At 46.8% G+C, this 13,824-nt stretch carries 13 protein-coding genes; 6 read left to right on the top strand and 7 right to left on the bottom strand.

Going from position 1 to position 13,824, the window contains the following annotated elements; translation table 11 throughout:
* Window positions 1-109 precede the first annotated feature (109 nt).
* From recD2 to AC5JL3_RS05670, 5 genes are all read left to right on the top strand, one after another.
* A complete protein-coding gene (gene recD2, locus AC5JL3_RS05690) occupies window positions 110-2,425 on the top strand; it encodes an SF1B family DNA helicase RecD2 (RefSeq protein ID WP_496073548.1) in 2,316 nt (771 codons plus the stop codon).
* A gap of 194 nt (window positions 2,426-2,619) precedes the next feature.
* On the top strand, window positions 2,620-2,805 hold the full coding sequence (locus AC5JL3_RS05685; protein WP_496073547.1) for a hypothetical protein: 186 nt from the start codon (window positions 2,620-2,622) through the stop codon (window positions 2,803-2,805).
* A gap of 71 nt (window positions 2,806-2,876) precedes the next feature.
* Window positions 2,877-3,188 carry a BMC domain-containing protein gene (locus AC5JL3_RS05680; RefSeq protein ID WP_496073546.1) on the top strand — a complete coding sequence of 104 codons (312 nt, stop codon included), beginning with the start codon at window positions 2,877-2,879 and terminating at the stop codon, window positions 3,186-3,188.
* Between the two features lie 168 nt (window positions 3,189-3,356).
* Complete coding sequence (locus AC5JL3_RS05675; protein WP_496073545.1) at window positions 3,357-3,719, top strand: carbon dioxide-concentrating mechanism protein CcmK; 363 nt, start codon at window positions 3,357-3,359, stop codon at window positions 3,717-3,719.
* Between the two features lie 80 nt (window positions 3,720-3,799).
* Window positions 3,800-4,555, top strand: coding sequence for a TIGR04283 family arsenosugar biosynthesis glycosyltransferase (locus AC5JL3_RS05670; RefSeq protein ID WP_496073544.1), 756 nt, complete (start codon window positions 3,800-3,802; stop codon window positions 4,553-4,555).
* 79 nt (window positions 4,556-4,634) lie between these two features.
* Here the strand turns inward: AC5JL3_RS05670 and phnC are convergent, their stop codons facing one another.
* The 5 genes from phnC to AC5JL3_RS05645 all read right to left on the bottom strand — a co-directional run bounded on the left by phnC (window position 4,635) and on the right by AC5JL3_RS05645 (window position 10,639).
* Window positions 4,635-5,369, bottom strand: a complete 735-nt coding sequence (gene phnC / locus AC5JL3_RS05665) for a phosphonate ABC transporter ATP-binding protein (protein ID WP_496073543.1) — start codon at window positions 5,367-5,369, stop codon at window positions 4,635-4,637.
* 30 nt (window positions 5,370-5,399) lie between these two features.
* Entirely contained in the window at window positions 5,400-6,254 is an 855-nt protein-coding gene (gene phnE, locus AC5JL3_RS05660; protein WP_496073542.1) for a phosphonate ABC transporter, permease protein PhnE, read from the bottom strand.
* Window positions 6,251-7,198 carry a phosphate/phosphite/phosphonate ABC transporter substrate-binding protein gene (locus tag AC5JL3_RS05655; RefSeq protein WP_496073541.1) on the bottom strand — a complete coding sequence of 316 codons (948 nt, stop codon included), beginning with the start codon at window positions 7,196-7,198 and terminating at the stop codon, window positions 6,251-6,253. Before AC5JL3_RS05655 ends, phnE begins: the two co-directional genes overlap by 4 nt.
* A gap of 387 nt (window positions 7,199-7,585) precedes the next feature.
* Window positions 7,586-8,251, bottom strand: a complete 666-nt coding sequence (locus AC5JL3_RS05650; protein ID WP_496073540.1) for a DUF547 domain-containing protein — start codon at window positions 8,249-8,251, stop codon at window positions 7,586-7,588.
* Between the two features lie 111 nt (window positions 8,252-8,362).
* A complete protein-coding gene (locus AC5JL3_RS05645; protein ID WP_496073539.1) occupies window positions 8,363-10,639 on the bottom strand; it encodes a glycosyltransferase in 2,277 nt (758 codons plus the stop codon).
* A 489-nt stretch (window positions 10,640-11,128) separates the two neighbouring features.
* Between AC5JL3_RS05645 and AC5JL3_RS05640 the strand changes: the two genes are divergently transcribed.
* Complete coding sequence (locus AC5JL3_RS05640; RefSeq protein ID WP_496073538.1) at window positions 11,129-11,947, top strand: nucleotidyltransferase family protein; 819 nt, start codon at window positions 11,129-11,131, stop codon at window positions 11,945-11,947.
* Window positions 11,948-12,001: 54 nt separating this feature from the next.
* Here AC5JL3_RS05640 and AC5JL3_RS05635 read toward each other — a convergent pair whose 3' ends face one another.
* Together AC5JL3_RS05635 and cbiT are read right to left on the bottom strand one after the other, a co-directional pair.
* A complete protein-coding gene (locus AC5JL3_RS05635) occupies window positions 12,002-12,907 on the bottom strand; it encodes a phosphatidate cytidylyltransferase (RefSeq protein ID WP_496073537.1) in 906 nt (301 codons plus the stop codon).
* A gap of 144 nt (window positions 12,908-13,051) precedes the next feature.
* Complete coding sequence (cbiT, locus tag AC5JL3_RS05630; protein ID WP_192220037.1) at window positions 13,052-13,654, bottom strand: precorrin-6Y C5,15-methyltransferase subunit CbiT; 603 nt, start codon at window positions 13,652-13,654, stop codon at window positions 13,052-13,054.
* Between the last annotated feature and the right edge of the window lie 170 nt (window positions 13,655-13,824).

The following is a 13,824-nucleotide window of genomic DNA, read 5'->3' as shown; positions in this document are numbered from 1 at the left end:
AACTCTCTTGGTATTTCTTTCTTATCGTCGCTTTGCACAGTCGCTTCTTAGTCAGTCAATATGAAAGAAAGCTCTTTATTCCTCAGGGATAGTACCACCTCGCTCAGAAATGCTTGAGTTCAACCCAGTTAATAACACCACCCCGATTCCAGAACTCACTGCCCCAGAAATCGAGCAATACCTCGCCAGTGGGCTGTTTCGCGGCATTGGAAAGAAGACAGCGGCTCTACTCGTCTCTCACTTCGGCGCAGACACTCTCAACGTCTTAGAACACGCTCGTGAGCAACTCTCTCAAATCCCAACGCTCACGAGATACCGCATCGGCACGATCACGGGGGCTTGGAGGGACTCTCAAACCAATCCAGTACGAGGAGCGATCGCGTGGCTATTAGGACTCTCGACTCCCTTAGGGCTAACCCTGAAACTCTGTGAACGTTACGGACACCAAACTGAAGCAATACTTAAGAGTAACCCTTATCGCATCATTGATGAAGTCGAGGGGATTGGGTTCAAAACCGCCGATGCCTTAGCGCTAGCGATTGGCATTTCCCCTTCAGGTATTGAGCGCTACTCTCAAGGAATCCTCCAAGCGTTAAAAGATGGGTTGAGCGAAGGACATTGTTTTGTCCCTGAATCCCAATTACTGATCCGAGCTTTGGAACTGCTCACTTGTCCTAAGTCTACTCCTGACTCCTGGGATGTGCAGGCGGCAATTCAATTGGGCATTGCTAACCAAACCCTGGTAGAAGGCAACTCCAATGGCAGTATCTACCTTTATAGAGTCTACCGAGCCGAACTCAATGTCGCTTTACTCGTTAAAGCGTTCCTGGCTGGGCAACAGCAGCCGACTGAACATCTCGAACACTGGTTGCATCAGTGGGAACAAGCGTCTTTCCGAGAATTCAATCGCCTTTCAACAGAACAGCGCTCTGCCCTTTTCATGGCTTGGGCGCACCCCTTGAGTATCCTTACAGGTGGTCCCGGACGCGGTAAGACTCACATCCTCAAATATCTAGTAGAGTGGCTTTGTGCAAAAGGGGTGAAACTCGCGCTTGTCGCGCCAACGGGTAAAGCGGCTAATCGAATGAGAGACGCGACTGGATGCGAGGCACAAACGATTCATCGCCTTCTACAGTGGCAGGGGCATGGTCAATCTTTCCGTTACAACCAGAACAATCCTTTGCCGATTGACTGGTTGATTGTGGATGAATTTAGTATGGTCGATTTGTTCCTATTTAACTCCCTGCTGAAAGCGTTACTACCTACCACAAGAATCTTACTCGTCGGCGATTTCAACCAACTGCCCAGTGTGGGCGCTGGGATGGTGCTGCGGGACTTGATACTGTCGTCCCTTATCCCAACGACGCAATTGCAGACTATCTATCGGCAACGGCACGAAAGCGCGATTGTCTACGCGGCCCAAGAGGTACTCTCTGGGGAGGTGCCAGCACTGCATCAGTTCAACCAGCCTTCTCAATGGATGGATGTCGGGGACTGCGCGATGTTGTGTCGTCCCACTCCTAATTCAGTAGCAGATGCCATTGTTGAATTGGCGCTCCAGATGAAAGCCGACAACATCGATTTGAACCAACAGTTGATGGTGTTAGCACCTCAAAAACAGGGACCTGCCGGGGTCAAAGCCCTAAATGCTCGAATGCATCCCATCTTTAATCCAAAAAAGGATGGGGAGCCAGAAGTAGTTACGGGAGAGGTGGTTTACCGAGTCGGCGATCGCGTCATTCAACTAGTGAATAGATACGATACGACTCCGGCAGTGATGAATGGAGAGAGTGGTTGGGTCATTGCCGTGGAGCCTAAGCAGAAACGGGTGACGGTGGAATTTGAGGGTGGTGCGATCGTTGAGTACTTACCTGGTAATTTTGAGCAGATTATGCACGCCTACTGTCTGACTTGCCATAAGTCCCAAGGCAGTGAATTTCAATACGTGATTATGCCTTTAGTGCTATCCAACCGTCGGATGCTCACCCGTCAGTTACTTTACACCACCATGACCCGTGCAGTTGGGACGTTTATTGCGGTGGGACAACTTGAAGCACTTGCCCATGCGGTGGTGGCAGACAAACCCGCTCGTCGCTACACGCAGTTAACGACGTTCCTGCTTACACCAGAAGCAGATTTGACTCGTACTATTAGGAGCTTGGGTGCTGGAGGTGGATTAAACCAAAAGAAACAAGGATTGTCCGTCACCATTGCTAGCCGCTTGCGCGAGCGGAAGCTTTCTGCGACGAAAGGGCAGATGACTTCTCTAGGCAGTCTCGCTCTACGGCTCTATGAGGATAAGTTTGGACATCGCCCGCCGAAACAACTGGAAGTTGTGGAGGGAATGCGGTTTAAGACGTACCACTACGCTGTTGAGGCGGTGGACTTGATTGATCGAGCGATTGACTTGGTTTTGAACCCATAAACTCACCGTGATTGGCTCTTTTAAAAGTCTTCACTATCGGTTCGCGTTCCTGAGTCGATTAGCAACAATTAGAGTGAGCTTGCGAAAATCAGACAGACGTTAATGGAATCGTCCTTCGTTCCCCCAGTTTTTGAGAAAGCTCTGGACAATCGTTTGAATCGTATCAAAATAACTAGCGATCGCCTTTCCATGAAATGCTGGATACATCAGGCAAAGAATTACCATTTACTTCTTTATGCAGTATGCAGGTTGCTGTGAGTGATGAAGAAATGCGATCGCGTGCAGAGGCACTTGGAAGAAAAATTAGGGAAGAAGATGGCGTTGCCAATGCTGTTGCTGCCTTCCAGCACTACCTCCAAGAGTTGGAGCAAGAAGTCTAATGAACTCGCCGTGATATCAAGAAGACTCGTACAATTAGTTTCAAGCATTTAATTAATTCAGGAGAGCAGCAATGCCAGCGGCGGTTGGAACGATTGAAACAGTAGGTTTTCCTGCTGTACTAGCAGCAGCAGACGCTATGGTCAAAGCTGGCGCAGTCACGCTTGTTTATTATGGTCTTGCAGAACGAGGTAACTTTATCGTTGCTGTCCGGGGGAGAGTCGCTGAGGTAAACGCGGCTGTTGCAGCAGGCATTGAAGCTGCAGAGAAAGTCTACGGGGGTGAAGTCGTTTCGTACTACATCATCCCGAATCCGAGTGGCAATGTTGTAGATGTGATGCCCATCGAATATACAGCAGAAGTCGAACAGTTCAGAATGTTTTGAGTCACTTAACTTTGTTCAACTTCTGTATACCAAAATACGTCAATTAAGATTCCGAAGGCAGGAAACATTAAAGATAATGGACATTGCTCTCAAAAGGTGGGGCAAGCTTCGTACAATTAACTCTTGTCTTTACATATTTCAACAACAAATTCAGGAAGGAAATTAGCCATGGCACTACAGGCGGTAGGATCGATTGAAACCAAGGGCTTTCCTGGCGTGCTAGCAGCAGCAGACGCCATGGTCAAAGCTGGGAGAGTCACCCTCGTCGGCTACCTGAGAGCAGGTAGCGCTCGCTTTACGGTGAATATTCGAGGCGATGTATCTGAGGTGAAAACAGCGATGGAGGCTGGGATTGCGGCAGTAGAAAAGACTTACGGTGCTAGCTTGGAAACATGGGTAATCATTGCTCGTCCTCATGAAAACGTGGAAGCTGTTCTGCCAATCGGCTACACCGATGATGTGCAACAGTACCGAGATGCTGTTGAAAACCCAATCATCGGTGGACCCAGAAATGGTGGTCTCCAGCGGTAATTAGATCACATTAAGGAGAGCCAAGTGTAGCGGGTAGCTCTCTATCTGCTACACAGTGAAACATTAATTTTGGATTAGTAATGTCTCGCATCTCCATCATCATTCCCACTCTGAATGAGGCAGAGTGTCTAGAGCGTACCTTACGACAGCTAAGCATCCTCAATCCTCCTGCTTACGAAGTTCTGGTGGTAGACGGTGGCAGCGATGACGAGACAGTTGCGATCGCACAGCGCTACTGTGAAACACTCGACTGCTGTAGCCAAGCGCGTGTCATTACTGCTGAGGGGCGTGGGCGTTCAGTACAGATGAATCAAGGCGCAGAAGCAGCAACAGGAGAAATCCTTTGTTTCCTACACGCAGATACTTCTGTACCGGATGATTTGGTAGCCGTAATTGAGCGAACTCTGGCAGATAAAACTATTGCTGGTGGTGGGTTTATTTCCCTGATGGCAGGTTCTGGCACAACACGCTGGGGAGTGTCCCTGCACAACTATCTCAAAACCTATTATGCCCCGTTGATTTTTCGCCCTTACTTATTTTTTAAGGGGTTGCGCTTGCTGTTTGGCGACCAAGTAATGTTTTGTCGCCGTGCTGATTTTTGGGCAGTTGGTGGGTTTAACAGTGCTATCCCAATCCTGGAGGAAGCTGATTTGTGCCTCAAGCTAGTGCAGCGAGGACGAATTTACCAAGTCAATCGGATTGTGCAAAGTAGCGATCGCCGTGTGGCACACTGGGGTTCTCTCAAGGCAACCGGGATTTATCTATATATCGGCTTTCTCTGGGGTTTAGGTGTCTCCCCCACCTACCTCAAGCAGTTTTATGAAGATATCCGCTGATATAGCAATCAGCAGTCAGCTTAAGAGCGGTCAGCTTTGGGTCAAATCGGCTCACTTTTAAGTGCCTCGTAAAGTGTTTTCACGATTTATAAACGCGGTTGACATCAGATGTACTTAATTGGTGAGTTGGTACATCTAGCACCAGCTTTCCTGCTTGAATGCCGAGAATGCGATCGCTATATTGCCTTGCCAGTTCAACTTGATGGAGATTGCAGATAACGGTCAACCCTTCTTCAGCGCAAAGCGATCGCAATAAACCTAAAACGGCATGGGCTGTCTTTGGATCGAGACTAGCAATCGGTTCATCAGCGAGAATTAAAGAAGCTCGTTGGGTTAAAGCCCGTGCGATCGCAACCCGCTGTTTCTGTCCGCCCGACAAGTGGTCGGCACGTTGAAAGGCGACATCTAGCAGTTGCACCCGTTCTAAAGCCGCCATCCCTTCCCGTAGCAAGCTGTTCGGAAAAAGCCCAAATAAACAACGCCATAAGGGTAACTCCTGCAAGCGTCCTCCCAAGCAATTCTCCAAAGCACTGCGACGGCGCACCAGATTAAATTGCTGGGCAACGGTGGCAATTCGAGCGCGGCTTTCCCGTAACTCCCTTGCCGAACAAGTCATCAAGTCTCGTCCCTGAAACCACACCTTCCCTCGATCAGGTCGTAATAGTTGGAGGATGCAGCGCAGTAGTGTTGTTTTTCCAGCACCACTCGGTCCCAAGATTGCTGTAAACGTATGGGGTTCGACAACAAAGTTGATATCTTCAATGGCGAGTGCGCCACGATTGTAGGATTTTGTCAGCCTTTCAACTGTAAGCATTAATCGTTTGTTGTTTCTGTTGACCAATCACTATCCCAAACGTTGCCGCAGATAGGCACTAAGGGCATCAATCAAACTGACCATTGTCAAAATCAGGATTAGGATAGTAGCAAGTCGGGGAAAATCGAGCAGTTTCAAACTGACAAGTAATTCGTAGCCAATACCCCCAGCACCAACAATACCCAAAATTACAGACGAGCGAACGTTAAACTCCCATAGATATAAGCTAATCCCAACTAGTCCGGGTAGAGCTTCGGGCAATACCGCAAAGGCAAACGTGCGGAGTCGGTCAGTTCCTGTTGCTTCAATGGCTTCAATCGGTTCAGAAGGAATGGTTTCTAGGACTTCGGCATAAAGTTTTGCCATCGAACCTGTTGTGTGAAAGGCTACTCCCAATACACCTGCAAACGGTCCTAAGCCGACAATTGAAACGAACAATAGTGCAAAAATTGCGGTATCAATTCCTCGTAAAAGATTGGAGAACCCGCGCAGGAGTGTAGCTAGCCAGGGTAAGGGGGTAGTGTTTCGTGCCACTAAGAGGGCAAAAGGAACTGCAAATACAATGGCTGCCCCTGTACCAACAATTGCGATCGCTAAAGTTTCCCAAATCGCCTCCAAAAAAGACGGCAATTCCGTGAAGTCGGGCGGCCAAAGCCTTATGATCCAATCAGCAAGGCGAGGCAGTCCTTGTAAGAATTCCTGCGGTGAGACTTCTGCGGTTTGGAGGCTAGCGACTAGCACTGCTACCGCCAACAATCCCCAAAACCCTTGTTTCAGTAAGCGCCACAGCCCTCCACGCCGTTGCTGCTCTGCTTGCAAAATTGCTTCAAAGTCTGGCTTGTAATTTTTTTCTTGAGCGTTTGAAAATGGCGCTCCTTCGGTCATTTCAACTTGCCTACAGATTTACCTGCTGCTTGGATTGGTGCATAGTTGCTGCCATCAGAGGTGACGAAGCCTGTATAGTTTTCTGGTAAAAACTTCTTCGCTTGTTCAGGTGAAAAATTCACCAATGCCTGCTGTAGCTTCGTTTTGATATCCTCGGGAAAGCCGCCTCGGACAGCAATGGGGTCATTGGGCAAAGGCTCAGATTGCCAGATAATCTTGATTTTCGACTTGTCAATTCGTCCGGTACTAGCCAATACATCCAGGTTCCGGTCGTAGTCCGAAGCAATATCGGTTTGTCCACTCATTACTGCGATCGCTTGTGCAGCATGGCTAGCGCCCTCGTTATAGTCAAAGGCTGTTTTTGGATCGAGGTTGCGACGCTTAAATTCTGCCTGGGGAATCAGCCAGCCAGAGGTTGAACCAACATCAGCGAGACTTAGTTTTAGCTTATTCCCCTCTTTGCTTTGGGCAATTGCCTCATCCAGGGTATTAAATGGGGCATCAGCACGAGCCATCAAAACAGAATTATAAGTCGGTTTGTCTTTGTATTTCACCGTTGCGATCGCTTTAATGGATGGCTCATTGTGATTAGAAAGAACATATCCCCACGGACCTAACCAAGCTGCATCCAAAGTACCAGAACGTAACGCTTCAGAGATACCCACCCAATCCTCTGTTACCGTAACCTTCGCAGGGAGATTCAAGCCCCGTGCTAATTCATTAAACAGCGGCTCAAACTGTTTGCTGTTCTCACCTGGAGTTGGGAAGTAGGGACCAACTCCAAACTTCAACTCAGTCAGTTGAGTAGCAGAATTACTGGCAGCCGTTGGAGACGTTTCAACTTTGGGCTGGCTACTACAGGCAACCACGACTATTAAGGTTAACACGCCAAAGATAAGGCTTTTCAGCCAGCGTTTCCCTGAACTTTTCTGGAAGTCACTCATGAGTTAGTTAATGCAGTTAATGTTGTTTCGGCTCGAATGAGAGTAGGCAACAACCGAAGTCGATTGCCTTATAGATTTGACAAATCCCTCTTGGGAAAGGATACGAGGTACTGAATTTAGCATATTAACCTAAGTCGAATGGCACTGACTTAAGCCACATTGATACCTTTATCGGTTGGGGCAAAAATCGACTGCAAGCAAGAGATACCATGAACTGCCGTACACAACGAAAACCTGAAAGTCTCTTTCTCCCCATTCTCTATTCCCAACTTTCAAGATAGGTCTATTGATAAGGTTGTTCACTATCTCCCAGCGAGGAAGCTCTCTTTGATTCCTCTTAATCCCCAATTCACAGTCAAATCTGTTGATTTAAACCCCAGTCATAGTTCAGGTAGGCAATCGGCGTATTCGCTCCAATCGGGACATCCGTTTTGAGGTATGAGCGAATGTAGTCAGGAATGGAAGCGCAACGTTGAGAAAGTCGTTCTGGTACCACTTGAAGATTTTGCTACAGTACAGCGTTTGGGTTTGGGAGTCGTAGTGAACTTTATCAGGGTTGTTGATGAAGCGGGTTGCATCGTCCTCTAGTTGGGTGTGTACTGATTCTGGGAAGTAAGCACCGTTGCGTAGTAATGGGCAACCAACCGAGGCACAGACAAGAGCAAAGTGGATACGAGGTTCGTTAAACTTGCGCCGGAGGATTTTGTGTTCGATTTGGTTGAGGTTGTAGTAATCATTACCGAGTTTATGGATAGGGCGGTAGAAAAACCAGGCGAAGGCAATCCAGTTTGGGATACCAAAAACTTTCGGTTGAATTGAGGTGATAGGGTAGTCTTTCAGAATTGACGCAATTGTGAAGGCGTTATAGAGGTTAATCCACAGTGCTAACTGCTCATCTGGGTGGGTTTGAGCCTCAATGTCTACTTGCTGAATGTCGCCCAGCCATTGGTTAAGGGTTTGCGCTGACTCTGCTTTCCATGCCTGATAATTCACTCGTCCTTGAGTATCAACGTACTGGCGTAAAAGCTTGTCCCAGGTAGCAAAGTTAATCATGGTTAGCTAAGAACCTTGTCTTGATTCGGCTATTACGGAAGGTGTCGCTTAGTGCAAGAAGGCAGGAGGAATATTGCTACAGTAAGCTTTTAAGCTTTTTCAACTGGAAAGTTATTTCCGCCACCCTGCACTTAGTAGATTTCGCCGTTTATCGAATAATACTCTGGGCTTGAGCAAAATTTTAAATAGCAGGAAAAGCGATCGCAATTCTCCTGGAGTTTCCCGCCGTTGCCATTGCCCAGGACGGCAAAATAGCATTTCTACTAAACGCCGTTGTTGCTTAACGGGAGGAGTGTCGAAGGCTACCTGTAGAGTAGAGAATAATTTCTCTTGGCTGGTTTGGGTTACCACTCCAGATAGCTGCAATTTTTCCTCCATCATTTCCAACTTTACTGACAGAGTTTCTAATTTCTCTAGGGGAAGTGGAATTGATTGGGTCAATTTAATGGACGCGCCAATTTCTGAAATTTCTGTTGTAATACCCCACAAGGTTTGATTAGCGACCTCAACGCGCACGACTCGCTGCAAATCAAACCACTCATAAACATCCTGTTTCGGGACATCCAGCAAAATTAGTAAGGAGATGCCTATTAGTAATAGGTTGTAGGCGCTCCAAATCCATCCTAAACTGATACCTTCAAACAAGTCTTGCTGGTCGGGAGCCATTGTGTGCATTGAGGGCAAATGCAGGAGTGCCATTCCTAAGTTGCGCCATAAGCTGATGGCTGTAGCGATGAATAGGATAATTAGAGGCCAAGCCAAAGCCCAATTAAACACAAAGCGATCGCGTTTTATTCCTTTGGGTGTTACTTTAAATCCTTTAGAAAACGGATTCAGCATTACTTGAATTACTGTTAGCGCTAAGGGAAAACAAAAGGCTAGAGAGTAAATATCTGAGAGTAAAGCTGACCGAGAACGATAGTTCAACCAGGAAAAAAACGACAACTGCACGAGGTAGTAAGGTAGGAAAAAATACAGTAATTCAATTAAAGAGGTTTGCATCGGAATCACACCAAAGAATGAATAAGCCAGTGGCATGATGAGAAACCCCACCCGTGAGAAGCTGGTGAACCAATGCAGTAATCCTTCTAAATGCGCCAACCTTTGAATGGGTCGTAATCCAGGAATGGTTAAAGGATTTGTCTCCAGAAAAAATGCCTGCAAAGTCCCTCTTGCCCACCGTAGGCGTTGAGACGCATGGGCAGCAATATTTTCTGCGGCTAACCCAGCACTTAATTTTTCATCTAAATAAATTAGCTGGTAGCCCAGGGCGCTGATGCGAATGCCAGTAAAGTAATCTTCACTCAAGGAATTGGTCACAAAACCACCAGCCGCTTCAAGCGCACACCGTCTTACGACAAAGGATGTTCCGGCACAAACAACCCCACCAGCACCATCCCGAATGGGCTGAATTTGCCGATAAAAGACTTCTTCTTCAGGGGTTAAGACATCTTCTAACCCTAAATTGTGAGCAATTGGGTCAGCATTGTAGAAACTTTGAGGCGTTTGGATTAAGCCAATTTTCTCATTTTGGAAAAAGCCAACGGTGCGCGTGAGAAAGTTTTTGGTAGGAACAAAATCAGCATCGAATACAACAATTAACTCTCCCTTAGTTTTCGCGATCGCATGGTTTAAGTTTCCGGCTTTTGCATAGCGACTCTCATTGCGAGTTATATAGACACAGCCTAATTCTGAGGCTAATTTTTTAACCTCTGAACGCTTGGTATCATCAAGTAAGTAAACTGTTTTGTTAGCATAATCAATTGCCTGACAGCCAATGATTGTCCGGCGCAGAATAAAAACAGGCTCGTTGTAGGTTGGAACTAAAATATCAACGGAGGGTGTATACCTACCCGACGTTACAGCTAAGGCGACCTGTGATGCTTGTTGGCTGCGGTCTTTGACATTCAGCATTAAAAATAGCTGAATGGTACTGCTAAAGAGTACTAACATTTCTAAGAAAAATAACCACAGGCTAAAGACACCATTGAGGGGATTCGATAAATTCAGGGTAGAAAGCGATCGCCACAAAACATAGCGCCCCATCAAGCCCAGCAAAATTCCCACAACCAGCCAGCCCGACCAAGGACGAGGACGAGGTGAAATCTTCATCACCGCAAAGATTCCGACAAGCAAGCCAAACGTGGGCAACAGTAAATACTTCTGATGAGACGTTGGTGCTTGTAGCCAGATTGGCGGATTTTCTTGCAACACTTTGAGTTGGGCAAATAGCTGCGTTATCGTCCCTTCTCCAGCTAACCAAGCCGCTGCTACGACAATGGCACTAAGCACAATGCCTAGCATCACCAGTGTTGCCACGCGCAGCCGGAGAACTCGCCTAAAGAGACGATGCCTTGAATGAAAGCGCATGAACTGTGAAACTGACATTTCTTCCTTTGTTGCCTTGGCATTCAAGTTCAAGTTACTGAGAGAAAATTGTTTCAAAACTTTACAATTAGCTCTCAATGCAATGATAACGAGTGATGGCAGGTAAACAGAAGAGCATAGTTAGTGGAAAGCTCGCAAAGTCAGCTCAAAGTTAAAGCCGTTGTCGTGACCATGTTTGATGAGGGAGACGATGTAATTGCTGAATCAGGGGAATTTAAGCTATGTGCGATCGCGAAACTTTGAACAAAAGTCGCCCGCAGTCCCCCATCAAGAGCTTTCATCAGGTGGGGGTTAGGGCAAGGCTATACCTCATTGGGAGTATTTGTTAAGGCTCTAGTTAAATTTATTGATTATTCTGTTTCGACCTCTAGGTTGAGGCTAGGTTGAGTGTTCTAGATCACTATTAAATAATGAACCGAGCTTTTGCCTATCCAACTACCTTCACTGTAAGAGGCAAGCAAAAGCCGCGAAACCTTTGGCGACGGTATTATGCAATCTCACGCACTTCAAGAAAACGAACTCGATCCGAAAACTCGCACCTTCTATTGCCAATTAATGGATATTTTGAGTAAATCTCAAATGCCGTTTCTCGTCGGTGGCGGGTATGCTTTCGATCGTTACACGAGAATTGCACGACAGACGAAAGACTTAGACCTTTTTGTTCGCCCTAATGATTGTTCACGCATCCTGGAGTTTCTCGCACAGAAAGGCTATCGGACTGAGATGACTGCGTCTCACTGGTTGGGAAAAGCTTTTTCTAGCGATAGCGAGGACTTTGTGGATCTGATCTTCAAGTCTGCTAACGGTTTGAGTGAGGTTGATGATCTCTGGTTTGAACATGCCGTTGAAGAGGAAGTTCTAGGGATGTCTGTGCTGATCTGCCCGGTGGAGGAAATGCTTTGCTCAAAGGCATTCGTGATGGCTCGCGATCGCTTTGATGGTCCGGATGTCGCACACCTACTGCTTGCCTGTAGCGATCAAATGGATTGGTCGCGCCTACTTTATCGCTTTGGCGATCGCTGGCGAGTACTCTTGAGCCATCTAATTCTCTTTGGCTTCATCTATCCTGGAGAGCGATCGCTAATTCCAGACTGGGTTATGAAAGAGCTGTTCCAACGTCTACAACAGGAGTTAGACAGTGCCCCTCCGACAGAAAAACTCTGTCAAGGTTCGCTTTTATCGCCATTGCAGTATCAAATTGATGTCGAGCAATGGGGATATCAGGATGCACGACTTTCTCCCAAAGGTGGTATGACAACAGCAGAAATCTCCGATTGGATAGCTCATTTGAAGGAAGAAAAAAGCTGATGGCTGATAGCTAGCAGCTTTCTGCTATGAATTATTTTTCTAGAGGTTCCTAGCCTACAAAAATGGTGGCAGAAGAGGCAACAAGAGAGTCACGAAATAATAAACTAAAGGCGCAGTGAAAACATAGCTGTCTGTCCGGTCTAACATTCCTCCATGCCCCGGAATCAACTGTCCTGAATCCTTTACCCCAGCATCTCGTTTCATCATTGACTCGGTTAAGTCTCCAAGCAAGCTAGCAATACCGACGAGGGTGCCTAAAATAATGCCACTGACTTGCCAGCTAGGCCAGTGTAGATACCAAGCCCCAGCTATGGCGACAGCAATACTACCTGCAACACCAAAGATTGCTCCTTCAACTGTCTTTTTGGGACTAATAATCGAAAGGCGAGTACGACCAAAGAATTTGCCAAAAAAGTAAGCCCCAATATCTGCTGCCCAAATGCAGCCAAAGCCTAATAGTGTTGCCGTCAAGGCTTCCGGTAAGGCACTAAAGTCAGTCCATGAGCTAGGCCAGTACCCGCCTAAAGGAAGCTTACTAGCAGAAGCTGTAGCATCAAGAGGAAGGGATGACGCATGTGTCAAGCCCACTCGTAAACGAACCCAATAGCTGGGTAGATAGCCACCATAGAGTAATCCCAAAATTGAAGAGGCAACATCAGCAATCGTCGCCATCTTGGGCTGGAAGAGAAGGTAGAAACAGATAAAGGTGCCTGCTATTGGAAATACGGCATCCGTGAGAGTCGGTGAAAGGGTTGCCGTAACCAACAGCAGCAGACTTACAACAATCGTACTTTTGGCTGCTGGTTCAATTCCCTTTGCCCGAACCAGTTGAAAGTATTCCAATAAACCCAGGTAGACAATAATGGAAAAGCCAAGGGTAAAGTACCATCCCCCAAGAATGATCATCCCCAAGGCTAGGGCGATCGCAATGATTCCACTTAAAATTCGGGGCCAAGACATAGGACGCTTTAGTAGAAGACAGTTGGGTCAAACTGTCCAGATTAAGAGGGGCAGGGTCAAACAAGAGAGATTATTACAATCTCATCAAACGAAAGCATATACTTTTGCTTACTTTAACGAATTCACGGCAAACTGCAATCTAATCTAATCAAGCTTTTCACCGCTCAAGATAAAAATTGGATCAACAGCGGCAAAGGTTTGATGGGTGCCTCGTGTTTCCAAGCGATTAACGGCTGATTGAACGACTTCAATGTTGCGAGCGTGTAACTCAGCAAAGCCTTCAGACAAAGCATAGAGACTTTCTAGATTAGCCGCTGTTGCGACGACTCGACCGGAGGGTCGTAAGTATTGCCAAACTTCCTTAAGAATTTCCTTAATTGCACGTCCTCCCTCAATGCAGATACGGTGAGGCGATTGAGGTAGGTCTTTCAGGCATTCTGGGGCACTCCCTTCAACAACTTCGACATTGTAGACCCCAAAGCGATCGCAGTTGCGCCGAATTAAATTAGCCACGTCCTCATCTCGTTCTATCGCAATAATCTTACCCTTGGGACATAATAATCCTGTTTCTACTGTAATTGTGCCCGTCCCAGCACCAATATCCCATACTAAGGAGCTAGGTTGCAGCCGTAAGGCACAAATCAAGAGCAACCGTACTTCTCTCTTACTAAGAGGAATACCTGGTAACCGCTCAAATAAATCATCAGGGATGCCTGGTGTAACATAAGGCCAGAGTTCAGAAGGCATTTTGGCGCTAAGAAGATAGCGAGAGTTTTCCCTAGATTAACCCAAGCCCTACTGGGAATTGTTCATCACATAGCAAACGGCAGAAGGCAGAAGGCTTTTATGTTTATTACTAATACGTGGTTGTTTGGGTCGTTAAATCTGTCCTAACCTTTATGGTGACAGCTATACCT

It is taken from the genome of Symplocastrum torsivum, assembly GCF_059505465.1.
This window is presented reverse-complemented; position numbering and strand designations above follow the sequence as displayed.